Origin of the sequence: Streptomyces sp. NPDC001663 (genome assembly GCF_042893105.1) — a bacterium.
GTDB lineage: Bacteria > Actinomycetota > Actinomycetes > Streptomycetales > Streptomycetaceae > Streptomyces.
Map to the genome: position 1 here is coordinate 285,064 of NZ_JBIAUR010000004.1, position 24,340 is coordinate 309,403.

Below are 24,340 nucleotides of genomic sequence, written 5' to 3' on the forward strand. Positions count from 1 at the left end.
GGTGGGCGGAGGCGACACGGACGGCCGTCTGGTCCGGCTGTTCGCGCTGACCGGCGGACGGACCCGGCCCAGCCGCGCCGACTTCACGCTCATCACGACGGTGACCGCGGTGGACCCGCCGCCGACCTGGGCCACCCGGCCGCAGCCCGAACACCAGCGCATCCTGCGCAGCTGCGTCGAGCCGATCGCCGTCGCGGAGCTGTCCGCGCTGCTCGACCTTCCGGTGAGCGTGGTGGTGATCATGCTCTGCGACCTGCTGGAGGCGGGCCGCATCACCGCCCGTCCGCCGCACCCGGTCTCCCGGACCCCGGACCTGGACCTGCTGCAGAAAGTGAGGGACGGTCTTGGCCGCCTCTGACACCATCACCCGGTCGGCACCCGACACGGTGAAGATCCTGATCGCCGGCGGCTTCGGCGTCGGCAAGACCACCATGGTCGGCTCGGTCAGCGAGATCGTGCCGCTGCGCACCGAGGAACCGCTGACCGCCGCGGGCCTCGGCGTCGACGACCTCGACGGCATCGAGGAGAAGCACGCCACCACCGTGGCCCTGGACTTCGGCCGCATCACCATCAGCCGCGAACTGATCCTCTACCTCTTCGGCACCCCGGGCCAGCAGCGGTTCTGGTTCATGTGGAACGACCTCGCCCTCGGTGCCCTGGGCGCGGTCGTCCTGCTGGACGTGCGCCGCCCGGAGTCCAGCTTCGCCGCGATCGACTTCTTCGAACGCCGGAACATTCCCTTCGTCGTGGGCGTCAACGGCTTCTACGGCGAGCACCCCTATCCGCCCGCCGAGATCCGCGAGGCGCTGGCCCTCCCGGACGACGTGAAGGTGCTGCTGTGCGACGCCCGTGAGCGCGAGTCGTGCAAGGCCGTACTGATCGCCCTGATCGACCAGTTGATCGCTTCGGCGGTGCAGTCGAACGGGAACGGGCGGCTCACTCGTCCGGGCCGCTGAGCGGCTCGTTCGAGGGCGGGACGACCCGGGCCGTGAGATCGGGCTCCGGCATGTCCCGGTCGAAGGGGAACATGGGGCGACGGATGCGGTGATGGCCCAGGCGCGCCAGGTCCTGGTCGACCCCGCCCGGGGTGAGGGCCATCTTCCAGTCGGCGTGCAGGGCGAAGAGCTCGGGCTCGAGATAGCCGATCTTGACGACCACGATGTCCGCCGTGCGCGGGTCCAACTCCAGGTCGGTGAAGTCGCGTTCGAGGTGGTACGGCTTGCGCAGCCGGGTCAGGATCACGTGCACGCTCCCCACCCGCAGCACCACTTCGAGCTCGGCGTCGACGTCGCCGTGCCGGATCGCGTGGACCACGCCGGTCATGGTGAGCGGACCGGCGTCCCGGTCGTCGACCTCCGCACCGGCCGTGACGGTGACCGTCGCACCGACGCCGGCCTTCTCGGCGATCTCGACGGCGTCCGGCCCCGGCAGGGAGGCGTAGAGGACGGTCGGCCCCGAGGGGTCGGCGAACTCCGGGCGGGCCAGGATGTGTCGGAGGCTCCAGGTGACGTCGCCCGCGCCGCCCGCGGTGGGGTTGTCGCCGGTGTCGCTGATGACGTAGGGGCGGGCGGTGGAGGCCAGCGCCTCGTCGAGACACTCGTCGAGGGTCCCGGTCGGTGCGACGAAGTCGAAGTCGTGCCGGGCCGCCCAGAAGCCACGGGCGAGGTGCTCGGCGCCCGACTTCACGACGTCCGGCGAGTCCCCCGTGACCACGACCGCGGCCCGGTTGCGGGGTTCGTCCGCCCACGCGTAGCCGACCCAGATCGCGGCGTCGGTCACCGCGGGGAGCGCCTCCACGTCCTCGACCGCCGCGTACACGCTCTTCGCGGGTTCGATACGGGTCGAGGTCTGCTCCCCGGCCAGCAGCACCGGCACCGGGATCCAGGCCTTGACCGGGCGCGGCGCCCCGCTCGCCAGGAGGCCGACGAGGTTGCGGGCGGCCCGCTCCTTGGTGTCCATCGCGTCCTCGTGCGGGGCCATGCGGTAACAGGTGATCAGGTCGCTCCGGTGGACCAGTTCGCGGGAGACGTTGCCGTGCAGGTCCATGGAGGTCGACACGAGGACGTCCGGGCCGACGACCTCCCGGATGCGGTCCAGGAGTTGGACCTCCGCGTCGTCGAGGCCCTCGACGGTCATCGCGCCGTGGATGTCGTACCAGAGACCGTCGACGGGCCCCAGCTCCCGTAGCCGGTCGATGAGTTCACCCGACAGGTCGGCGTACGCGGCCGCCGTCACGATGCCGCCGGGCTGTGCCTTGCCGACCAGGGCGCCGCGCCAGTCGGCGGCGGCACGCAGCGGGGCGTCCGGGGCGAGGAACGGGTAGCGGGTGAGGACGTCGGCGCCGCGCAGGGGGTGGAAGGCGGGGGCCTCGGTACGGGCCGGGGAGAAGGTCGAGGACTCGATGCCGAGTCCGGCGACGGCGATGACGGGGCGCTGTGGCGACATGGCTGCTCCGGAGGTCAGGGGTGGTGGTTGCCGGTCACGGCGTGCAGTGCGTGCGCCAGCGCCCGCTGCAGCGCGAACTGGCCCGCGCCGGCCAGGCCCGCATCGGCGCCGAGGCTGGCCCGCTCGATCGCCAGATGCTCGGTCACCAGCGGATGGCAGCCCTCGTACAACTGGCTGCGTACGGCGGCGACGAACGGCTCCAGCGTGGAGAGGATGCCGCCGAGGTAGACGGCGTCGGGGTTGAAGAAGTTGACGTTGGCGGCGAGGACTTGACCGAGGTAGCGGCCGGCCTGCCGGACCGCGCGGGTCGCTTCCGGGTCGGCGTCGGAGGCGAGGCGTACGACGTCCTCGGTTGACGTCACCTCCAGGCCGCGTTCGCGCAGGATGCGGACGAGGGCCGCGCCCGAGGCGACGGTCTCCAGGCAGCCGGTGTTGCCGCAGGAGCAGGGGATGTCGTGGGCGGCCTCGACGCGGACGTGGGTGATCTCGCCGGCGGCGCCGGTGCCGCCGCGGTAGAGGCGGCCGTCGGCGATGACGCCGGCGCCTATGGCCGTACCGGTCTTCACCATGATCGACTGGCGGCGCCCGGCGGGCTGGACGGTGTGCTCGCCGACGGCCATGCAGTTGGCGTCGTTCTCGATGGCCGCGGGGACGCCGAAGCGGTCCTCCAGCCAGGCGCGGACGGGGAAGCGGTTCCAGCCGGGCATGCGGGAGGGGAGCGTGACGACGCCGGACGCGACGTCGACGGGGCCGGGCAGGGAGAGGCCGACTCCGCGCAGCAGGGCCCGCCCGTGCTTGTCCGCGAGCCCTTCCAGCGTCTCGGCGAGTCCGGGCAGCGCGGCCTCGGGGCCGTCGGCCGTCGGGAACGGCACCGTCGAGACGTCGGTGAGGCCGCCGCCGGGGAGCACCACGCCCACGTGCGCGTGTCTGCCGCCGAGTTCGGCCGCCACCGCGAAGCCGTCGCTGCCGCCGAGGCGGAGCACCTTGCGCGGGCGTCCGCCTGCGGAGGACACCGTGCCCTCCTCGGCGACCAGCCCGTGCTCCAGCAACTGGCCCACGGTGAAGGAGATCGTCGAGGGCGCGGCCCCGAGCAGCGCGGCGATCTCCGTACGCGTCGTGGCCTGTCCGGAGGCGAGGAGTTCGAGTACGCGCTCGGCGAGCGAGGAGACCCCGACGCCGCTCTTGCGACGTGGCGGACTTTTTTCGGTCATGGACGAAGTAACTTCCGTCGACGGCGTTCGGAGCGACGAGCGTAGGTCAACTCCGGCCTCCCCGCGCTTTTTTCAGAACAGCAGTAACAGGCTTTTTACAGCTGCACGCCTGTTTCTTCGAACACTCGGGTCGTTGACTGTCCTCGCCCCCGCCTGAGTTCCCCCCTTTCTGCGAGGAGAGCCATGTCCCCTGCCCGCACCAGACTCCTGGCCGCCGGTGTCGCCTTCTCCGCGGGCACGCTGCTGCTCGCGGGCTGCTCCGGGACGAGCGGCACGTCGTCCACGTCCAAGGACTCCATCAACTACGCGCTGCCGGCAAACTTCACGCCGAACTGGATCCTGCCGATCGGCACGGCCGCGCATCTGAACACCAACAACATCTCCATTGCGAACACGCTGTGGGAGCCGCTGATCGCGTACGACGGCTCGACCGGCAAAATCGCCTGGAACAAGGCCGGTTCGATCGCGACGGCCGCCGACTTCGCGTCCGACAACAAGAGCGTGAAGATCACCCTGGGCGACCGCCACTGGAGCGACTCAAAGCCCATCACCTCCGACGACGTGAAGTTCTGGTTCGACCTCATCAAGGCCAACAAGGCGCAGTGGGCGGGCTACACGCCCGGCAAGGCGCCCGACAACTGGACCTCCTTCAAGGCCGAGGACGACCGCCACTTCACGATCACCTTCGACAAGGCGTACAACCCGCAGTGGATGCTGGCGAACGAGCTGAACAGCATCACCCCGCTGCCCGAGCACGTCTGGGACAAGGGCAGTCCGAAGCAGACCTGGACGTACCTCAACAACGCGGCCAAGAACATCGGTAGTTACGCCTCCAACCCGCTCTGGAAGACCATCAGCGGCCCGTACACCGTGAAGTCCTTCTCGACGGCCGGCAAGGTCGTCCTGAGCGCCAACAAGAAGTACGACGGCGGCGAGAAGCCCGGCATCCCCACGGTGAACCTGCTGCCCTTCACCACGGCGGACGCCGAGAAGAACGCCCTGCGCTCGGGCAGCGTCGACTACGGCTACATCGAGGCGACCGACCTCGACCAGAAGGACAGCTTCACCGCACAGGGCTACGAGGTGAAGCCGTGGTCGGGCTGGGCGATCACCTACATGCCGTACAACTTCAACAACCCTGCCATGGGTGCCGTGTTCAAGCAGCTGTACGCCCGCCAGGCGGTCCAGCGGTCGATCGACCAGACGAGTCTCGCGAAGGTCGTCTTCAACGGGACGGCGGTACCGGGCTACGGGCCGATCCCGCAGGCCCAGACCTCCGACTTCCTCTCGCAGACGCAGAAGGACAACCCGTATCCGTTCTCGACGAGCGCGGCCAAGTCCCTTCTCACCGCCCATGGTTGGACGGAGCAGGGCGGGGTCATGACCTGCACGAGCCCGGGCAGTGGCGCCTCCCAATGCGGTGAAGGGGTCGCCAAGGGGACGAAGTTCGAGATGCAGGTGCTGTCGCAGTCCGGCTCGACCGTCACCGACAACATGATGAGCGCGATCCAGTCCTCGCTCGCGAAGACCGGCATCAAGTTCTCCATCAAGACCGCGCCGGTCAACTCGGTGCTGTCGCAGACCCCGCAGTGCACGGCGAGCCAGTCGATCTGCAAGTGGCAGCTGTCCTTCTTCGGCACGGCGGGCAGTTGGTACTTCAACGCCTTCCCGACCGGCGACTCGCTCTTCCAGTCCAAGGGCGGCTCGAACTTCGGCGGTTACTCCGACACGGCGGTGGACCAGCTCATCTCCGCGTCCACGACGTCGAGTTCGAACCAGGCGATCCAGGACTACAGCGCGGCCCTCGCCAAGGACCTGCCGGTGATCTGGCTGCCGGAGCCCGACTACCAGATCTCCGTCGTCAAGAAGGGCCTCGGCGGCTTCTCCCAGGACTCGCTCGCCAACTTCCACCCCGCACAGTGGAAGTGGACCAGCTGAGGCATGGAGACTCTCGCCTACCTGGCCCGGCGGGTCGCCCAGGCCCTCGTGGTGGTCCTCATCGTCACGGTCGTGGTCTTCTGCCTGCTGCACGCGCTGCCCGGGGGTCCCGCACGCGGGATCCTCGGCCCGCAGGCGACGGCCCAGCAGATCGCGGCCTTCAACCACGAACAGGGCCTGGACCGTCCGCTGCCGGTCCAGTACGTCTACTACCTGCGCACGCTGCTGCACGGTGACCTGGGGACGTCGTACACACTCAACGAGGCCGTGTCGCAGCTGATCGAGCAACGCCTCCCGAAAACCCTGGTGTTGACGGTCCTGTCCGCGCTCGTCGGGCTGCTGCTCGCGATTCCGCTCGGCATGTGGCAGGCGGTGCGGCGCAACAAGCCTGCCGACTATGTCATCACCACGCTGAGCTTCGTCGCGTACTCGACGCCGGTGTATTTCCTGGGTCTGATCCTGGTGCTGGTCTTCACGCAGACGCTGCGGTGGTTTCCGTCCCAGGCGCCGCAAGGGGACACCGTGGCCCAGGTGTTCGCGGATCCGGTGGCGCTCGTGCTGCCGGTCGTCACGGGGGCCGCGTCGATGGTCGCCGTGTTCAGTCGGTACATGCGGGCGGCGACGCTGGAGAACCTGTCCGAGGGTTACGTGCGTACGGCGCGGGCGGGTGGGGCGCGGCAGGGGGCGATTCTCTTCCGGCATGTGTTTCGTAACTCGCTGACGCCGGTTGTGGCGATGCTCGGGTACTACGTGCCGGTTCTGTTCGGCGGTGCGCTCGTGGTGGAGCAGCTGTTCAACTACCCGGGGATGGGGCTGTTGTTCTGGAGTGCCGCGCAGTCTTCCGACTATCCGGTGCTGCTCGGCTGTGTGCTGGTCATCTCCGTGGCGACCGTCGTGGGCACGCTGCTCGCGGACGTCGTCCAGCGGATCGTCGATCCCCGAGTGAAGGCGGCCAGGACATGAGCGCCGTACTGCAGACCACCACGCCGACGGTCGAGCCGGTCGCCAACTACCGGCTGTCCCTGAGAAGGTTCACCCGCAACAAGCTGGCGGTCGCCGGACTCACCGTCGTCGTCCTCTTCCTTCTCTTCTGCTTCATCGGCCCCCTCCTCCACTCCACCGACCAGACCCACACCGACCTCACCCAGGTCAACCTCCCGCCCGGCGGCTCCCATTGGCTCGGCACGGACGCCGTGGGACACGACGAGCTCGGGCGGCTCATGTACGGCGGGCGGGTCTCGCTGCTCGTCGGGCTTGCGGCCGGGATCCTCGCCACCGTCATCGGCACGCTGTGGGGCGCGGCGGCGGGGTACGCGGGCGGCTGGGTGGACGCGGTGATGATGCGGGTCGTGGACGCCGGGATCGCCATCCCCGCGCTGTTCATCCTGCTGGTGGTGTCGGCGATCACGACTCCGGACACGCTCGGGCTGATCCTCGTCCTCGGTCTGGTGTCGTGGCTGGTGCCGTCCCGGCTGGTGCGGGCGGAGACGCTCACGCTCAAGAGCCGCGACTACGTGCTGACGTTGCGCGCGACCGGAGGCACTCACGGCCGGGCCATCGCCCGGCACATCCTGCCCAACTCGGTGTCCACGATCGTCGTCGCGGCCACCTTCCAGGTCGCCGACGCGATCCTGCTGGTCGCCTATGTCTCGTATCTCGGCCTGGGTGTGCAGCCGCCGAAGACCGACTGGGGCGGGATGCTGTCCGCCGGTCTGACGGCGGCGTACTCCGGGCGCTGGTGGCTGATCGTTCCACCCGGTCTCGCGATCATCCTCGTCGTGTGCGCGTTCAACGCGATCGGCGACGGGCTGCGCGACGCCTTCGACGTGAGGGGGCGCGGATGAACGCGCGGGACAAGGTGCTGGAGATCGAGGGGCTCGAGGTCACGTTCACGACCGACACCGGTGACGTACCCGCGGTGTGTGACATAGCACTGCAGGTGCGGCCCGGCGAGACGCTCGCCCTGGTCGGCGAGTCCGGCTCCGGCAAGTCGACCGTGGCCCTCGCCGCGATGGGCCTGCTGCCCGGCAACGCGCGGGTGTCGGGCCGGGTGGCGATCGACGGCACGGACGTCGTCGGGGCCCGCGAAGCCGAACTCGCCCGTCTGCGCGGCCGTACGGCGTCGATGGTCTTCCAGGAGCCGGCCACCGCCCTCGACCCGCTCACCCGGGTCGGCGCGCAGATCGCCGAGGTCATCCGGAACCACCGTCCCGTCTCGCGGACGGAAGCCGCCCGTGAGGCGGTCGAGCTCCTGCGCCGCGTCGGCATTCCGGAGCCGGAGCGGCGGGCGTCCGCGTTCCCGTTCGAGCTCTCCGGCGGACAGCGGCAGCGGGTCGTCATCGCGATGGCGATCGCCAACTCGCCGGCCCTGCTGGTCGCGGACGAGCCGACGACCGCGCTCGACGTCACCGTGCAGGCCGAAATCCTCGATCTGCTACGGGAGTTGGCGGCCGACTCGGGCACGGGCGTGCTGCTGGTCACCCACAACATGGGCGTCGTCGCCGACTTCGCGGACCGCGTGGCCGTGATGCTGCAGGGCGAGATCGTGGAGACGGGCCCGGTGGACGAGGTACTGCTGCGGCCGACGCACGAGTACACACGGAAGCTGCTGGCGGCGGTGCCTCGACTGGTGTTCAGCGGCGAGGACGCTCCCCCGAAGGAGGATGCTCCGGTGGTGCAACTCCGGGACGTCTCCGTGCAGTTCGGCCGAGGCCCCCGGGCCGTACGGGCCCTCGACGGCGTGTCGCTCGACGTCCGGCCCGGCGAGACCGTCGGTCTCGTGGGCGAGTCCGGCTCCGGCAAGTCCACGGCGGCCCGGGTCGCCCTCGGTCTGGTCCCGGCGGACTCCGGCACGGTGTCGCTCTTCGGCACCGACCTGGGGCGTTCCCGGGGCCGGAAGCGGCGGGCCCTGCTGTCCCGCGTGGGCGTGGTGCTCCAGGACCCGGTCGCCTCGCTGGACGCCCGGATGAGCGTGGCCGAGTGTGTCGCCGAGCCGCTGCGGATGCATCGCCGGGGCATGTCGGCGGCCGAGCGGCGGGCCCGGATCGCGGAGGTGCTGGAACTGGTGCGGCTGCCACGGGAGTTGGCGGGACGCGGACCGCGCGAGCTGTCCGGCGGTCAGCGCCAGCGGGTGAGCCTCGCGCGCGCCCTGGCCCTCGAACCCCGGCTCCTGGTCGCGGACGAGCCGACGAGCGCACTGGACGTGAGTGTGCAGCGCACGGTCCTCGAAGTGATCGCCGAGCTGCAGCGCGAGCTCGGCTTCGCCTGCCTGTTCGTCTCCCACGACCTGGCCGTCGTGCAGGAGTTCGCCGGGCGGGTCGTCGTCATGCGGGACGGTCGGGTCGAGGAGGAAGGGCCGACCATGAAGACCCTCCTGCGTCCGGAGACCGAGTACACGCGCCGTCTCATCGCGGCCGTGCCCGTGCCGGACCCGGTGGTGCAACGGCGGCGACGCGCCGGTCACCGGACGGGGGCCACCGCGTGATCCGTGCTCCCGAGGTGGTCGTCGGCGTCGACATCGGCGGCACGACCACCCAAGTGGCGCTGTGCACAGAGGACTTGGGCATCGTCGACCGCCTGGAGGTGCCGACCCCGGCGGCCGAGGGCGGCACGGCGATGGTCGGCGCCGCCTTGGCCGCCGTACGGCATCTGCTGGACCGTACGCCCGGGCGGCCGCTCGGTGTCGGGGTCGGAGCGGCCGGAGTGGTGGACGCGCGGGCCGGGCGGATCCTGGTGGCGAGCGACTCCTTCCGCGACTGGGCCGGGTTCGAGGTGACCGCCGAGGTCGAACGGGTCCTGGGCGTACCGGCGTTCCTCGACAACGACGTCAACGCGTTCCTGCGGGGCGAGGCGACTGCCGGCGCGGTCGCGGGCGAGCCGGACGTGCTCGGCATGACGCTCGGCACCGGTGTGGGCGGCGCGCTGTGGCTGGATCACGCCCTTTACGACGGTCCGCACGGCGCGGCGGGCGAGATCGGGCACGTCCCCGGCTTCGGCGAACTGCCGTGCACCTGCGGCGGCCGCGGCCACCTGGAGACCCTCGCGTCCGGCCGCTCGATCGCCGCCCATTACGGCGAGCGCACCGGCCGGACGGTGACCGCCGAGGCCGTCGCCGCGGCGGCGGGGCTGGGTGACCCGGACGCGCTGGCGGTGTACGAGGCGGCGGGCGCGGGCGTGGCCCGGGCGGTCCTGATCACGGCGGGTCTGCTGGACGTCACCACGTTCGTGATCGGCGGGGGCGTCAGCCGGTCCTGGTCGCTCGTCGAGCCGTCGATCCGGCGGGCCCTGGCCGCCGAACCCCCCGTCAGCGGGCGCCCGGTCCGCGTCCTGCCCGCCGGGCTCGGCGGCGACGCGGTGGCGGTCGGGGCGGCGGCGCGGGCGCGGGCCGAGATCCACAGGGGAGCCGCACAGCAGACGGCAAGGTGAACGACTAAAACCAGCCAAGCGCGGCCGCATGATTGACGCGTACGCACCACTCTCCTTAGCTTCTGGTCGCTCGCTCGAACCTTGTTCGATTTACCGAACAGAGTCGCACCCCTGGAGAGCCGATGTCCCACCCCTCCCGCCGCCACTTCCTCGGCCTGGCCGCCACCGTTCCGCTGGCCACGACCGGCGCGCTGGCGCTCGGCGCCGGAACCGCTCGCGCGGCCACCAACTCGGCGTACGTGATGTGCTACTTCACCGAGTCCCCGGACATGCTGGCCGCCAACTACGGCCTGCACCTGGCCGTCAGCCCCGACGGCCTGCAGTGGACCCCGCTCAACCAGAACGACCCCGTCGCCACCCCGACCGCGGGCTCCACGGGCCTGCGCGACCCCTTCATCCTGCGCAAGCAGGACGGCACGTTCGTGGTGCTCGCCACCGACCTCAAGGGCACCGACTGGACGTACGTCAGCCAGTACATCCACGTCTGGGACTCCACCGACCTGCGCACCTTCACCGGCTACCGACGGATGAAGCTGCACGGCATGGACACCCACAGCTGGGCGCCGGAGGCCTACTGGGACGCGAGCCGCGGCCAGTACGGCGTGATCTACTCGGCCGTGAACTCCAGCGGCCACAACGTGATCATGGTGAACTACACCAGCGACTTCGTGACCGCGGGCAGCCCCCAGGTCTTCTTCGACCCCGGCTACGACGTCATCGACGGCGACCTGGCCATCGGCGTGAACGGCGTCAACTACCTCTACTTCAAGAAGAACTCGACGCTGGTCGGGGCTCGCTCCACCTCGCTGGACCCGGGCAGCTTCACGGAGTTCAGCACCGCGGTCTCGCACAACGGCACCGAGGCCCCGACCCTGGTCAAGTCACTGACGTCCAGCTCGACCTGGTACCTGTGGGGCGACACCTGGTCGCCGAACGGCGTCTTCTACGCCTGGCAGACCAGCAGCCTGGCCGCCGGCACCTGGACCGCGCTGGACCAGAAGATCTACACCCAGCCGCTCAACTCCAAGCACTGCGGCATCCAGCCGATCACCTCGACCGAGTACAACAACCTGATCGCCAAGTGGGGCACCCCCGCCTGGAATCGGCTGAAGTCCTACAACTACCCGGCCCGCTACGTCCGCCACTCCAACTTCGTCGGCCGGATCGACGAGTACGCCTTCGACCCGTACACCGACTCCCAGTGGAAGCTGGTGCCGGGCCTCGCGGACTCCTCGGGCGTCTCGTTCCAGTCGGTCAACTACCCGACCCGGTACCTGCGGCACTACAACTACGCGCTCCAGCTGGACGTGAACGACGGCACGTCGACGTTCGCCGCGGACGCCACGTTCTACAGGACCGCGGGTCTCGCCGACGCCTCCTGGTCGTCGTTCCGGTCGTACAACAACCCGACCCGCTACATCCGCCACTCCAACTACGTCCTGCGCATCGACCCGATATCGACCACCACCGAGAAGCAGGACGCGACGTTCTACGTCGGGTACTGAGAACGGGCCGGGCTCACCGCCCGGCCCGTACTCGGGTCAGCCCAGGCCGACCGACTTCAGCCAGGCCTTCGCGACGTCCAGCGGGTCCTTGTTGTCGAGCTGGACCTGGGAGTCCAGGTCCAGCAGGGCCTTGGTGTCGAGCTTGGCCGAGACCGCGTCGAGCGCCTCCTGGCCCGCCGAGGACAGACCGCTCTTGTATACGAGCGGCTGCACGTTCTCGAAGCCGAAGAGGTTCTTCGGGTCCTGGAGGACGACGTGCTGCTCCTTGACGATGGTCGGGTCCGTGGTGAAGAGGTCCGCGGCCTGCACGGTGTTCTTCTTCAGCGCCGCCTGGGTCAGCGGGCCGCCCGCGTCCAGCGCCTTGAAGGACTTGAACTCCAGGCCGTAGACCGACTTCAGGCCCACCAGGCCCTGCTGCCGGGTCTGGAACTCCGGCGAGGCGCCGATGGTCAGGTCCTTCGCGATGTCCTTGAGGTCCGCGATGCTGGACTCGGACGTCAGCTTGTACTTGTCGGCGGTGGCCTTGTTGAGCGTGACGGAGTCCTTGTCCTGCGCGGAGGCGGGCTTCAGGAGGGCCAGCTTGGAGTCCAGCTTGGCCTCGATCGCGGCCGTCGTCGCCTCGACCGTCTTCGGCGTCGCCTTGGGGTCGAGGTAGGCCAGCAGCGCGCCGTTGTACTCCGGCAGCACCGTGATGGAGCCGTTCTTCAGCAGGCCGTACGTGGTCTCGCGGCTGCCGATGTTCGGCTTGTAGGTGACCTTGACACCCTTGGCCTTCAGGGCCTCGCCGTAGATGTCGGCGAGCAGGATGCTCTCGGCGAAGTTGTTGGAGCCGACGACGACGGTCTTGCCGTCGGACTTCCCTCCGTCGAGCGGGTTGTCGGACTTGCTGTCGGAGGAGGAACCACATCCCGCCAGCAGGGCCGTGGTCGCGGCGAGCGCGACGGCCGTCGCGGAGTAGCTCTTGATGGACCTGCTGCGTGCGGCGTTGGAAGTCACGATTCCCGTTCCGGACTCGGGGGATTGATGAGAAACAAACTCTGGAACTGATCCAATCCAGCCAGTTCTCACTCAGTCAAGAGCAGCCTGGTCACCAATTGGCCTCAATGCGTGATCAGTTGTGAATGGAGCGTGAACAGGACGAGGTGGAAGCGGACGCGCTTTGTAATGGATTCTTGACTTAGGGCGACGTGCTTGATCATTCAATGTGGCGGTAGTCTCACGGCAGTTGACGTCGGTCACAGCGGTGTGCGGGGGCCGCTTCGGCGTCATGTGCACCTTTCCTCAGGTCCAGAATCGATCGGAATCAGTCATGCCCCAGACCAGGCGCGGTGGCATACGCGGCTTCGCCGACCGATGGCCGTTCCGGCGCAAGCTCAATCTCCTGGTCGGCGTGCCCCTGGCCGTGGTGGCCGTACTGCTCTCCTATCTCATCGCCGGCCAGGTCGGCCAGGCCCGGGACGCGGCGTCCGCGGCGGACCTCGTGCGCAACAGCGAGCAGGTGGCCTCGCTGGTCAACGAGATCGAGAGCGAGCACCAGCTGGCGATCCTGCTCTCGGTGCGCTACGAGGCGGGCAGCAAGGGCGTCCAGTCCACGCTGATCGCCTACCGCAAGGCGCAGAGGGCGGTCGACACGCAGATCGCAGACGTGCGCGCGGCCTTCGGCGACGGGCTGCCGGACAGTGAGGCGCAGGCGCTGAAGGAGGTCGAGGGCCTCACCAGCCTGCGCGGGACCGTCGAGCAGAGCTATCTGCCCGCGAGCAACATCGACCCCGCCTACGACAACGCCGCCAAGACCGTGATCGCCGGGCTCGGCCTGGACCGCAACCCGGAGCTGGCGGCCACCTTCACCGGCAACCTGCTGGACTCCCTGCTGCGCGCCGACGCCGCGCACGGTTCCTTCGAGACGGGCGTGTTCTCCGCGACGACCGGTGACACGAACGCGCAGATCGAGTTCACGACCGCCGTCGGTGCGTACACGCTCTACACCAACCAGGCCGAGCGCTTCGCCCGGTTCGCCACCGAGCAGCAGGCCGACGAGCTCGGCGGCATCGAGCACACCAGTGCCCAGCGGGACATCGCCAAGGCGTACGCCGAGCTCCAGGTCGCCCCCAGCACGCTCCAGGCCAGTACCCCGGCGGAGATCAAGGCGGCGTTCCAGGACGCGCTCGCCGACTACCCCGCCTACCCGAAGCAGGCGCAGGCCCGGCTGCAGATCACCTCGTCGCTCATCGACCAGATCGCCGACGGCGCCGACAGCGCGTCCACCGGCGCCTGGTGGCGCGCGGGCCTGCTGCTGGCCGCGGCCCTGCTCGGCTTCGTCCTCTGGCTCGCCTTCTCGGTGCTGGTGCGCCGGTCGGTGGTGCGGCCCGTGACGGCTCTGACCGGTGCCGCACAGGAGGTCGCCGAGGTGGCGGGCCGCGAGCTCGCCCGCGTGGCCGACGACGACGCCGAGGACGACAGCCCGCCCATGCTGCGCGAGATGCCGGTCACCGCGGACGACGAGATCGGTGAGCTCGCCCGGGTGTTCAACCGTGTGCAGACCACCTCGATCGCGCTGCTGGAACGCCAGGTGCTCAGCCGCCGCAACGTCGCCGAGATGTTCGGCAACGTCGGCCGCCGCGTCAGTAACCTGACGACGCGTCAGCTGGCGTTGATCGACGCGGTGGAACGCGGCGAGACCGACCCGGCTCTCCTCGAACGCCTCTACTCCATCGACCACATCGCCGTACGTCTGCGCCGCAACGCCGACAGTCTGATGCTGCTCGCCGGCATCCGCGAGACGGTCCTGGACTCCGGCCCGACGGCCCTCACCAACGTCGTACGCGCCGCGCTCGGCCAGATCGAGGGCTTCCAGCGGGTACGGCTGCACGCGCGCACCGAGGTCATGGTGGAGCCGGACATCATCGGCGACCTGACACTGATGGTGGCCGAACTCCTGGAGAACGCGGTGGCGTTCTCACCGGCGGGCAGCCCCGTCGAGGTGTACGTCCGGGACTCCGCCGAGGAGGAGTCCGCGGGCGGCGCCACGATCGTGATCGCCGACCACGGCCTGGGCATGGGCGCCGAGCGGCTCGCCGAGGAGAACGCCCGGCTGATCCGCCGCGAGCGCCTGGACGTGGTGCCGACGAAGGTGCTGGGCCTGTTCGTGGTCGGCGCGCTGGCGCGCCGCTGGGAGGTCGGGGTCACGCTGTCCCGCACGCCGGGTGGCGGTGTGACGGCCGAGGTGATGGTTCCTTCGTCGCTGCTGCTGGCCATGAGTCCGGTGGAGGCGGGGGCCTCCGGCGGTTCGGCGGCAAGGTCGACGGCGGGCTCGGCGGCGGGACCGACGGGGCGGGAGTTCGGTTCGCAGTCGGCACCGCTCACCGCAACGCGCCCCTCCGACGAGGCGGTCGGCGCCGCTTCCGGCCCGCGGTCCTCCGCCGAGGAAGACGCTGCCGCGCCAGGCCCGCGCCCCTCCGCCACCGCCCAGGACGCCGGCGGCCACCCCGGGCCGCTCCCCCGCCGGGTGCCGCGCCGGGAGGCGGACTCGACCGAAGCGCAGTCCTCGGAAGCGGCGGCCGCTCTGCCGTCCGAGCCCGGTTCCGAACCCGGCGCCGCGCAGACCCCGTTCATCCCGCAGGCCCGAACCGAGACGGATTCCGGCGTGACCCACACCCGGCCCGACGAAGCAGCCCCCGCCCGCCCGGCAGAGGTCGGCCGACCGGTATCGTCGTCCGAGGTCAGGCCTGGCGCGACAACGCCGTCCGCCCAGTCCCGGGCCGGCTCGGCCACCCCCGTCGCCGAGCCCGAAAGCGGCCCCCCGTCACCGGCTTCCCCGTCCCCCGGCGACCCCGCCGGCTCCCGCCCCCTGCGCCGCCGCGTACGCGGTGCCACCCTCCGTACGACCGCCGACGCCGCACGGCAGACCGCGTGGCAGGCACCGCGGCCCGCCGACGCGGACGCCGTACGGGACGCGCTCGACGAGTTCGAGGCGGCCGTGGAGCGGGCGCACCGCGACAGCGTCGGCGACCGGCCCACGACCACCGACCCGCACGACCAGAACCACCTCCCGGAAGGAGCCGAGCAGTGAGCACGTCGACAGGCGACACTCCCCCCGCGGGAGCCACCACGCCGGCCGAACTGCAGGCCGCCGCAGCCGACTTCAATTGGCTGCTCAACCGATTCGCCACCGAGACCGCGGGCGTCGTCGACGCCATCGCGGTGTCCTCCGACGGGCTGCTCATCGCCGTGGCGGAGCTGCACGAGCGCGCCCACTCCGAGCGGCTGGCCGCGATCGTCTCCGGCATGACCAGCCTGGCCGCCGGAGCCTCCGGCAACTACGGGCTCGGCGGGCTCAACAAGGTCATCATCGACCTGGAGGGCGGTCATGTCATCGTCTCCGCGATCGGCAGCGGCGCCGTGCTCGGCGTCGTCGCCGACAAGGAGGCCAAGCTGGGCAACATCGCCTACGAGATGACCCTGTTCGCCAACCGGGCCGGCAGCGCGCTCAGCCCCCAGCTCGTGCTCCAGCTCAAGAACAGCGTCGGCGTCGCTTCCGGACGCTGACCGGTCGCCGCCGCCGAGGGCGCGGTCGAGGAGGAAGAAGACAAGCCATGGCGGACGGCTCACCACCGCCGGACGGTCCGGAACCGGTCGGTCCCGCCTCCGCCGTGCGGCCGTTCCTGGTCACCGCCGGCCGGGTGGCGCCCACCGCGTCCGGTCGGCCGGTTCCGGTGGAGACCCAGGTGGTGGCCACCGCGGAGGGCCTCGCCGTGCTCGAAGGGCTCACCTTCGAGCAGTACGACATCGTCGCCGCCTGCCGTCGGCCGCAGTCCGTCGCGGAGCTCGCGGCCCGGCTGCGGCTGCACCTGAACGTGGTGCGGGTCCTCGCCGAGGACCTGCGCGGCGCCGGGTATCTGGCGGTGCACGTCCCCGACTCCGGCGTCACCCACGACGCCTCCGTCCTGCGCAGGGTGATCGACGCCCTGCGTGCCATCCCCGACTCCCGAGGGGTAATCCGTGACTCGGACTGAACCGGCCGCCCGCTACGCGGCCGCTCCGGTGGCCGCCGTATCGACGCCGCTGCCGGTCAAGATGGTGATCGCGGGCGGTTTCGGCGTGGGCAAGACCACCGCCGTCGGCGCGATCTCCGAGATCGAGCCGCTGACCACCGAGGCCGCCATCACAGAGGTCGCAGCGGGCGTGGACGACCTCAGCCACACCCCGGCCAAGACCACCACCACGGTGGCGATGGACTTCGGCTGCATCACCATCGACCCGACGCTGAAGCTGTATCTGTTCGGCACGCCCGGCCAGGAGCGGTTCGGGTTCATGTGGGACGACATCGTGGAGGGCGCGATCGGCGGCCTCGTCATCGTGGACACGCGCCGGCTCGACGACTGCTACGCGGCCGTCGACTACTTCGAGCACCGCCAGATCCCGTTCGCCGTCGCCGTCAACGCCTTCGACGGGAAGGTCGAGCACACCCTGGACGAGGTCCGCTGGGCCCTCGACGTCGCCGACCGCGTCCCGGTCGTCGTCTTCGACGCCCGCGAGCGCGGCTCGGTGCGGGACGCGCTGCTCGTCGTACTGGAACTCGCTCTGGCCCGTTCGGAGGGCTGAGCGCCGGGACAGGAGCGGGCCCGGGGCGGATGGAGGATCCGCCCCGGGCCCGCGGCTTCGGGGGTCAGTTGCTGCGGCGCACCCCGGGCGACACGGTGAACCGCGCCACCGCCCAGAAGAAGCCGAGCGTCAGCAGCGCGAGTACGGCCACCAGGGTCGCACCGCCCACCACCTTCTCGTAGTTGCGCTGGTAGAGGCCGTCGACGATGTACCGGCCGAGGCCGCCGAGGGAGACGTACGCGGCGATGGTGGCCGTCGACACGATCTGGATGGCGGCCGAGCGCAGGCCGCTGAGGATCAGCGGGAGCGCGACCGGCAGTTCGACCTGGAAGAGGATGCGCGGCTCGGCCATACCCATGCCGCGGGCCGCGTCCACCGGGGACGGGTCGACGGAGCGCACCGCCTCGTAGGTGGTGACCAGGATCGGCGGGACGGCGAGGACGACCAGCGGGATCATCACGGGCGTCAGACCGAGGCCGAGCAGCACGAACATCAGCACCAGCAGGCCGAAGCTGGGCAGGGCGCGCCCTGCGGTGGCAATGAAGGCGACCGTGTTGCCGCCGCGTCCGGTGTGGCCGGTGATCAGTCCGGCCGGCAGACCGAGGGCGGCCGCGATGGCGAGGGCGGTGAGCGAATACTGGATGTGCTCGCGCAGCCGGGTGGGGATGCCGTCGTAGCCGTGCCAGTGGGCGCTGTCGCTGAAGAAGGCGTTGATGAAGTGGAGGACGTTCATCGGACGGCGTCCTCCAGGGCGGCGGTGACGGGTTCGGGCTCGTCGACGGGGCGTTGCCTGCGCAGGCCGCCGCGCGGCATCCACGGCGTCACCAGGATGCGTACGACGACCAGCAGCGCGTCGGCGAGGATGGCGAGGACGGCCGTACCGATCACGGACAGCCAGACCAGGCGCGGCTGGTGGTAGATCATGCCGTCGTTGAGGAGGTTGCCGAGCCCGCCCTGGTTGCCGATCAGCATGCCGACGCTGACGAGCGAGATGCTGGAGACGGTCGCGACGCGCAGCCCGGCGATGATCGCGGGCGCGGCGATCGGCAACTGGACCTGGAAATAACGGCGTACGGGCCCGAGGCCCATCGCGGTGGCGGCGTCGAGCGTCTCCTGCGGCACGGACCGCACGCCGTCCACGATCGCCGGGACGAACACCACGAGGCTGTAGACGCCCAGCGGGATCATCACGGTGAGTTCGGTCTGGCCGGTGTAGTCGATGAGGACGACGAAGAAGGCCAGCGACGGAATCGCGTACAGGATCGTCGTCACCCACAGCACGGGCGGATAGAGCCAGCGCAGCCGCACGCACAACTGGGCGATCGGCAGCGCCACCACCAGCCCGGCCACGACCGGGATCAGGGCCAGCCGCAGATGCAGGCCGACCAGACCCCAGTACGTGTTCTGCAGGTCGCTCGGGATGTCGAAGATGCCGCTGTTCATCCGGCGACCTTCTCGTCGCTGCGTCCCTCGGCGTGCGCGGTGCGGATGGCCTCGCCGATGGTCTGCTGCGAGACGACGCCGGCGACCCGGCCGTCGGCGCCGACCGCGACGGCCCATCCGGTGGGCGAGAGCACGGCGCAGTCGAGCGCGGCGCGCAGCGACTCCTTGCCCTGCTCGAAGGGCCTTCCGTACGGCAGGAGTTGTGCGGGGTCGATGTCGCCGGCGATCAGGGCGGCAGGCTCGCTCCAGCCGAGCGGCTTGCCGTCCACGTCGGTGACGAGCACGTACGGCACGTCGTTGGCGCTGCGCTCGGCGATCTGCTCGGCGGTGGCGTCGACCGCGACGATCGGGGCGGTCAGCAGCTCGAGTCCGGCGGAGGAGAAGAACGACAGCCGCCGGATGCCGCGGTCCGCACCGAGGAAGTCCTCGACGAAGGCGTCCGCGGGGTCGGACAGCAGCTCGGCGGGCGGCGCGTACTGGGCGAGGTGGCCGCCGGTGCGCATCACGGCGACCATGGTGCCGATCTTCACGGCCTCGTCGATGTCATGGGTGACGAAGACGATGGTCTTGCCCAACTCCTCCTGGATACGGAGCAGTTCGTCCTGCAGCCCTTTCCTCACCACGGGGTCGACGGCCGAGAACGGCTCGTCCATCAGCAGCACCGGCGGATCCGCGGCGAGCGCCCGCGCCACGCCGACGCGCTGCTGCTGGCCACCGGAGAGCTGGTACGGGTACCGCTTGGCGAGCGCACCGTCGAGCCCGACCCGCCCCATCAGCTCCCGCGCCCGCTCCCGGGCCTTGTCCTTGCTCCAGCCGAGCAGCCGGGGCACGGTGGCGATGTTGTCGACGATCGTGCGGTGCTGGAAGAGACCGGCGTTCTGGATGACGTAACCCATGGACCGCCGCAGCGTGTTGACCGGCTGCTGCGTGATGTCCTTGCCGTCGATGGTGATCGTGCCCTCGCTCGGCTCGATCATCCGGTTGATCATCCGCAGGGTCGTCGTCTTGCCACAGCCCGACGGACCCACGAGGACGGTGATCGATCGGTCGGGTATCTCCAGGGAGAGGTTGTCGACCGCCACCGTGCCGTCGGGATAGCGCTTGGTGACTGAATCTATCCGTATCAAAACGCCGAATACCCTTCGGGTCTGGACTGTTGGAGGCCGAGTCTAGACCTGTTTTGTTTCACGACTCCTGCGGGAACTTGGCGGGATCCGATCGCCCCGTGGAACGGCCTTTCCGGGGGCCGAGCCTTGGGGTCCGGCATCACTCACCTATGGCCGACCTGTGAGTCCGCTGATTCTCACCCTTCGCTCAGAACCCGCTCAGTGATCCCACAGCCAAGCGCCCGATCGTCATGGTCATGAACGAAACGAACGCGGGAGGCGTCGGACCTGACCCTCCGCCTTCCGCAGGGCTTCCTGCCCCTGGTGGCCCCGCTGCTGTCCGGGCACAGCGACCTCGCCATCGGCAGCCGGCTGCACCGGCAGTCGGACGTGGTGCGCGGCGAGCTGCTGGTCCTGGCCCACCGCAACGGACTCCGCATCCACGAGGTCCCGGTCGACTGGGTCGACATCGTCCGTACCGCCCTCGACGACCTGAAGGGCGTGCGCCGGATGCTGCACAGCACGTCACCGGCCGTACCCGCATCGCCGTACCCCGGCAGGCCCGCACTCCGCAGGTGCCGGCCGCCCGAAAGTCCCCCGAAATCCTGCCCGCCCGGGCGGCCACCTCCCTGGACACCCTGGAGTACGCGTCATGACGACCCTCGCCCCGCCCCCCGCGCCCGCCCAGGAGGGCAGGCACCGGGCCGCCGCCCCGCCCGTCGCGTCCCGCGCGAGAAGGCTCTTCATGGGCGCCCCCGAGGACCCGAGCTGGGCCCGGCCCGCCCTGTGGGCGATCCTGGTCCTGGCCACGGCCCTGTACGCCTGGAACCTCTCCTCCATCACCGGCAACACCTTCTACAACGCGGCCGTCTACTCCGGCACCAAGAGCTGGAAGGCGTTCTTCTTCGGCGCCCTGGACGCCGGCAGCTTCATCACCGTCGACAAACCGCCGTTCGCCCTGTGGGTGATGGGCCTGTCGGCCCGGGTCCTCGGTTACGGCACCTGGCAGTTGATGCTGCCGATGGTGGCCGTGGGCACGGGATCCGTGGCCCTGCTGTACCGGCTCGTCAAGCGGGACTTCGGGGTCGTGGCGGGCACGATCGCCGCCCTGACGCTGACCCTCACGCCCATCACCGTCGCCATCAACCGCGACACCAACCCGGACCCGATCCTCGTCTTCCTGATGCTGCTCGGCGCGGCCGCGCTGCTGAAGGCCGTGCGCACCGGCCGGCTGATGCCGATGGTGTGGTCCGGCGTCGCGATCGGCTTCGCGTTCAACACGAAGATGATGCAGGCGTACGTCGTCCTGCCCGCGTTCTTCCTGGTCTACCTGTGGGCGGCTCAGTGCAGCCTGGGCAGGCGCATCCGCAACCTGGCCGTCGGCACGGTGGCGTTGATCGCCTCCAGCGCCTGGTGGATGGTGATCGTCGATCTCATTCCGGCTTCCTCGCGCCCCTACATCGGCGGCTCCACCGACAACACCGTCTGGGACCTCGTCATCGGCTACAACGGCTTCGGCCGTATCTTCGGGGCGAGTTCGTCGGTCGGCTCGCAGGGCAACGGCGCCAGCTTCGGCGGCAGCGCGAGCATCTACCGCATGTTCAACGAGATCATGGGCGGCCAGATCTCCTGGCTGATCCCCTTCGCGGCGATCGCCCTGATCGGCGGGCTGGCACTGCGCGGCCGGGCTCCCCGGACCGACGCCAAGCGGGCGGCGCTGATGCTCTGGGGCGGCTGGTTCGTCCTGCACTACCTGACCTTCGCCCTCGCCGAGGGCACCTTCCACCCGTACTACGTCACCGCCATGGCGCCCGGTATCGCTGCTCTGGCCGGCGCGGGCGGGGTCATGCTCCACAAGGCCTTCAAGGAGGGCTCGGCCGCGAAGTGGGCCTGGGTGCTCCCGGCGGCGATCGCCGTCAGCTCGGTCTGGGCGATCGTCCTGCTCCAGCGGGTCTCCGGCTCCGGGACGCTGTACACGGTCGCCGAGGTCGTGGTCGGCCTCGCGGGTGCGGCCTCTGTGCTCGGCCTGCTGGTCGGGCGGTTCATGAAGCGGCAGAAGCTGGTCGGCTTCGCCGCGCTGGCGGCGATCGTCGCCCTGCTCGCCGGTCCGGCCGCCTACTCGGTCTCGGCGGCGACCACCGCGAGCACCAACGGCACCAACCCGACGGCCGGCCCCAACACCGGTGGCGGCATGGGCGGCGCTCCGAGCGGCAGCAGCAAGGGCGGGGCGCCGAGCGGCACCAAGCCCAGCGGGACCGCACCGGGCGGCTCCAGCGGCTCCGGTAGCTCCAGCAGCCAGTCGATGGGTACGCCTCCGTCCGGCAGCTCCAACTCCTCGTCGAACAAGGGCTCTTCGTCCTCCTCTTCCTCCTCCTCGTCGAAGACCGGCGGTCAGACGGGCGGCGGTGGCGGCATGGGCGGTGGCTCCCAGGTCAGCTCCGCGATGATCACGTACCTGAAGAAGCACCAGGACGGCGCCACCTGGCTGGTGGCGGTGGCCACCGACCAGACGGCCTCCTCGATCATCCTGGAGTCCGGTCAGCCGGTGATCTCCATGGGCGGCTGGTCCGGCAGCGACAACGCGATGACCCTCGCCAAGCTGAAGAGCCTGGTGAAGTCCGGCAAGTTGCACTACATCGTCGTCAGCAGCAACGGCGGCCAGTCCACCAACTCCGAGATCTCGACCTGGGTCAAGAAACACGGCACGGCCGTGAGCGCCTACAGCGGCCTCTACCGCCTGGACGCCTCCGACGTCAGCTGATCCCCCCATCCCCCACCCACAGCGGGCGGGCCGCCGGATCCCCTACCGGCGGCCCGCCCTTCTTCATGCCACGACCGGTTTCAGCCCACCCGCCCCGCTGAAACCGCCGTGAAGCCGCCCTGAATCCGGCCCCCCGCAAGCTCTGCGGCATGAACCCGACGACAACCGCGATCGAGGCCACCGCCCTCCACAAGGCATACGGCGACAAGCTCGTCCTCGACGGCATCGACCTGCACGTCCCGCGCGGCACGGTCTTCGCCCTGCTCGGCCCGAACGGCGCCGGCAAGACCACCACCGTCCAGATCCTCTCGACCCTGATCCGCGCCGACGGCGGCGCGGCCCGGGTCGCCGGGCACGACGTGGCCGCCGCCGCACAGTCCGTACGGGCCGCGATCGGGGTGACCGGCCAATTCTCCGCCGTGGACAACCTGATCACCGGCGAGGAGAACATGGCCCTGATGGCGGACCTGCACCACCTGGACCGCGCCGAGGGCCGCCGTATCACCGCCGAGCTGCTCGAGCGCTTCGACCTCGTGGAGGCCGCGAAGAAGCCCGCCTCCACCTACTCGGGCGGTATGCGCCGCCGCCTCGACATCGCGATGACACTCGTCGGCTCCCCCGAGGTGATCTTCCTCGACGAGCCGACGACCGGCCTGGACCCGCGTTCCCGGCACACCATGTGGCAGATCATCCGCGATCTCGTCGACGGCGGCGTCACCGTCTTCCTCACCACGCAGTACCTCGAGGAGGCCGACCAGCTCGCCGACCGCATCGCCGTCCTCAACGGCGGCCGCATCGTCGCCGAGGGCACCCCGGACGAGCTCAAGCGGCTGGTCCCCGGCGGCCATGTCCGCCTCCGCTTCCTCGACCCGGCCGAACTCACCCGCGCCGCCCAGGTGTTGGACGTAGGAATGCGGGACGACGAGGCACTCACCCTCCAGGTCCCGGGCGACGGCAGCGTCCACACCCTGCGCGCCCTGTTCGACATCCTCGACGGCGCCTCCATCACCGTCGACTCGCTGACCGTCCACACCCCCGATCTCGACGACGTCTTCTTCGCGGTCACCGGCCGCCCCGACCACGAGAAGGTGCAGGCCCGATGAGCACGAACATCCAGACCCTCCACACCCGCGACTCGCTCACCATGCTGCGGCGCAACCTGCTCCACGCCCGCCGCTACCCCTCGATGACGCTCCAGGTCGCGCTCATCCCCGTCTTCCTGCTGCTCCTGTTCGTCTACGTGTTCGGCGACGCGCTCGGCACCGGGATCGGCCAGGGCGGAGGCCGTACCGCCTACCTCGCCTATCTCGTCCCCGGCATCCTGCTGATGACCGCCGGCACGGGCGCCGTGCCGACCGCGGTCGCCGTGTGCACGGACATGACCGAGGGCATCGTCGCCCGCTTCCGCACGATGGCGATCTCCCGGGCGTCGATCCTGGTCGGCCATGTCGTCGGGTCGGTCATCCAGACGGTGATCAACCTGGTGCTGGTGACCGCGGTCGCCCTCGCCATCGGCTTCCGCCCGAACGCGGGCTTCCTGGAGTGGTCGGCGGCCATCGGGCTGCTCGTCCTCTTCGTCCTCGGGCTGACCTGGCTCTCGGTCGGCCTCGGGCTGGTCAGCAAGACGCCCGAGGGGGCCAGCAACGCCCCGCTGCCGATCTCGTTCCTGCTGCCGTTCGTCAGCAGCACCTTCGTGCCGGTCGACTCGATGCCGTCCTGGATCCGCTGGTTCGCCGAGTACCAGCCCTTCACCACGGTCATCGAGACCGTACGCGGACTGCTCACCGGCACGGAGATCGGCCACAACGGCTGGATGGCCGTGGCGTGGAGCGTGGCCATCGCGGTCCTCGGGTTCGTGTGGTCGCTCCGCCTCTTCGACCGCGACCCAAGCTGAAACTCACGCCA

The 24,340-nt window shown here is 70.2% G+C and carries 21 protein-coding genes; 15 read left to right on the top strand and 6 right to left on the bottom strand.

The features are described 5' to 3' along the window. Position 1 precedes the first annotated feature (1 nt). Together ACFY1L_RS15215 and ACFY1L_RS15220 are read left to right on the top strand one after the other, a co-directional pair. Complete coding sequence (locus ACFY1L_RS15215; protein WP_388823394.1) at positions 2-358, top strand: DUF742 domain-containing protein; 357 nt, start codon at positions 2-4, stop codon at positions 356-358. Beyond that, on the top strand, positions 345-956 hold the full coding sequence (locus tag ACFY1L_RS15220) for an ATP/GTP-binding protein (RefSeq protein ID WP_361260875.1): 612 nt from the start codon (positions 345-347) through the stop codon (positions 954-956). Before ACFY1L_RS15215 ends, ACFY1L_RS15220 begins: the two co-directional genes overlap by 14 nt. On the opposite strand, the gene ACFY1L_RS15225 is transcribed toward ACFY1L_RS15220, so the two are convergent. Further along, entirely contained in the window at positions 937-2,445 is a 1,509-nt protein-coding gene (locus ACFY1L_RS15225) for a M81 family metallopeptidase (protein ID WP_388823396.1), read from the bottom strand. The two genes, ACFY1L_RS15220 and ACFY1L_RS15225, sit on opposite strands and share 20 nt — an antisense overlap. 14 nt (positions 2,446-2,459) lie before the next feature. Beyond that, positions 2,460-3,656, bottom strand: a complete 1,197-nt coding sequence (locus ACFY1L_RS15230) for an ROK family protein (protein ID WP_388823398.1) — start codon at positions 3,654-3,656, stop codon at positions 2,460-2,462. A 183-nt stretch (positions 3,657-3,839) separates the two neighbouring features. On the opposite strand from ACFY1L_RS15230, the gene ACFY1L_RS15235 reads away from it, so the two are divergent. The 6 genes from ACFY1L_RS15235 (at position 3,840) to ACFY1L_RS15260 (ending at position 11,524) form a co-directional block, all read left to right on the top strand. Further along, positions 3,840-5,594 (top strand): peptide ABC transporter substrate-binding protein, encoded by a 1,755-nt coding sequence (locus ACFY1L_RS15235; protein ID WP_388823400.1) that lies wholly within the window; start codon positions 3,840-3,842, stop codon positions 5,592-5,594. Positions 5,595-5,597: 3 nt separating this feature from the next. Beyond that, positions 5,598-6,557, top strand: coding sequence for an ABC transporter permease (locus ACFY1L_RS15240; protein WP_388823402.1), 960 nt, complete (start codon positions 5,598-5,600; stop codon positions 6,555-6,557). Next, entirely contained in the window at positions 6,554-7,438 is an 885-nt protein-coding gene (locus ACFY1L_RS15245) for an ABC transporter permease (protein ID WP_388823404.1), read from the top strand. The genes ACFY1L_RS15240 and ACFY1L_RS15245 overlap by 4 nt, the downstream gene beginning before the upstream one ends. Beyond that, positions 7,435-9,078 carry a dipeptide ABC transporter ATP-binding protein gene (locus ACFY1L_RS15250; RefSeq protein ID WP_388823406.1) on the top strand — a complete coding sequence of 548 codons (1,644 nt, stop codon included), beginning with the start codon at positions 7,435-7,437 and terminating at the stop codon, positions 9,076-9,078. The genes ACFY1L_RS15245 and ACFY1L_RS15250 overlap by 4 nt, the downstream gene beginning before the upstream one ends. After that, positions 9,075-10,019, top strand: a complete 945-nt coding sequence (locus ACFY1L_RS15255; protein WP_388823408.1) for an ROK family protein — start codon at positions 9,075-9,077, stop codon at positions 10,017-10,019. Before ACFY1L_RS15250 ends, ACFY1L_RS15255 begins: the two co-directional genes overlap by 4 nt. Before the next feature lie 122 nt (positions 10,020-10,141). Beyond that, complete coding sequence (locus ACFY1L_RS15260; RefSeq protein ID WP_388823410.1) at positions 10,142-11,524, top strand: glycoside hydrolase family 43 protein; 1,383 nt, start codon at positions 10,142-10,144, stop codon at positions 11,522-11,524. A 36-nt stretch (positions 11,525-11,560) separates the two neighbouring features. Here the strand turns inward: ACFY1L_RS15260 and ACFY1L_RS15265 are convergent, their stop codons facing one another. Then, a complete protein-coding gene (locus tag ACFY1L_RS15265) occupies positions 11,561-12,520 on the bottom strand; it encodes an ABC transporter substrate-binding protein (RefSeq protein ID WP_388823412.1) in 960 nt (319 codons plus the stop codon). A gap of 313 nt (positions 12,521-12,833) precedes the next feature. On the opposite strand from ACFY1L_RS15265, the gene ACFY1L_RS15270 reads away from it, so the two are divergent. From ACFY1L_RS15270 to ACFY1L_RS15285, 4 genes are read left to right on the top strand one after another with little or no spacing between them, the layout of a single operon-like run. Further along, on the top strand, positions 12,834-15,593 hold the full coding sequence (locus ACFY1L_RS15270; protein ID WP_388823414.1) for an ATP-binding protein: 2,760 nt from the start codon (positions 12,834-12,836) through the stop codon (positions 15,591-15,593). Next, positions 15,590-16,069, top strand: a complete 480-nt coding sequence (locus tag ACFY1L_RS15275; protein ID WP_361260858.1) for a roadblock/LC7 domain-containing protein — start codon at positions 15,590-15,592, stop codon at positions 16,067-16,069. The genes ACFY1L_RS15270 and ACFY1L_RS15275 overlap by 4 nt, the downstream gene beginning before the upstream one ends. Positions 16,070-16,116: 47 nt before the next feature. Then, positions 16,117-16,536, top strand: a complete 420-nt coding sequence (locus ACFY1L_RS15280) for a DUF742 domain-containing protein (RefSeq protein WP_388823416.1) — start codon at positions 16,117-16,119, stop codon at positions 16,534-16,536. Beyond that, positions 16,523-17,125, top strand: coding sequence for an ATP/GTP-binding protein (locus ACFY1L_RS15285; protein ID WP_388823418.1), 603 nt, complete (start codon positions 16,523-16,525; stop codon positions 17,123-17,125). The genes ACFY1L_RS15280 and ACFY1L_RS15285 overlap by 14 nt, the downstream gene beginning before the upstream one ends. Before the next feature lie 64 nt (positions 17,126-17,189). Here ACFY1L_RS15285 and ACFY1L_RS15290 read toward each other — a convergent pair whose 3' ends face one another. The 3 genes from ACFY1L_RS15290 to ACFY1L_RS15300 are packed head-to-tail and all read right to left on the bottom strand — an operon-like array spanning position 17,190 to position 19,695. After that, entirely contained in the window at positions 17,190-17,858 is a 669-nt protein-coding gene (locus tag ACFY1L_RS15290) for an ABC transporter permease (RefSeq protein ID WP_388823420.1), read from the bottom strand. Further along, complete coding sequence (locus tag ACFY1L_RS15295; RefSeq protein WP_388823422.1) at positions 17,855-18,568, bottom strand: ABC transporter permease; 714 nt, start codon at positions 18,566-18,568, stop codon at positions 17,855-17,857. The genes ACFY1L_RS15290 and ACFY1L_RS15295 overlap by 4 nt, the downstream gene beginning before the upstream one ends. Further along, positions 18,565-19,695, bottom strand: coding sequence for an ABC transporter ATP-binding protein (locus ACFY1L_RS15300; protein ID WP_388823424.1), 1,131 nt, complete (start codon positions 19,693-19,695; stop codon positions 18,565-18,567). Before ACFY1L_RS15300 ends, ACFY1L_RS15295 begins: the two co-directional genes overlap by 4 nt. A gap of 631 nt (positions 19,696-20,326) precedes the next feature. On the opposite strand from ACFY1L_RS15300, the gene ACFY1L_RS15305 reads away from it, so the two are divergent. The 3 genes from ACFY1L_RS15305 (at position 20,327) to ACFY1L_RS15315 (ending at position 24,329) form a co-directional block, all read left to right on the top strand. After that, positions 20,327-22,435: an ArnT family glycosyltransferase gene (locus ACFY1L_RS15305; RefSeq protein ID WP_388823426.1), complete on the top strand. Its 2,109-nt coding sequence runs from the start codon at positions 20,327-20,329 to the stop codon at positions 22,433-22,435. A 149-nt stretch (positions 22,436-22,584) separates the two neighbouring features. Continuing rightward, the gene (locus ACFY1L_RS15310) at positions 22,585-23,538 is read left to right on the top strand and encodes an ATP-binding cassette domain-containing protein (protein WP_388823428.1); all 954 of its coding nucleotides are present in this window, start codon (positions 22,585-22,587) and stop codon (positions 23,536-23,538) included. After that, complete coding sequence (locus ACFY1L_RS15315; protein WP_388823430.1) at positions 23,535-24,329, top strand: ABC transporter permease; 795 nt, start codon at positions 23,535-23,537, stop codon at positions 24,327-24,329. Before ACFY1L_RS15310 ends, ACFY1L_RS15315 begins: the two co-directional genes overlap by 4 nt. The last annotated feature ends 11 nt before the right edge of the window (positions 24,330-24,340 follow it).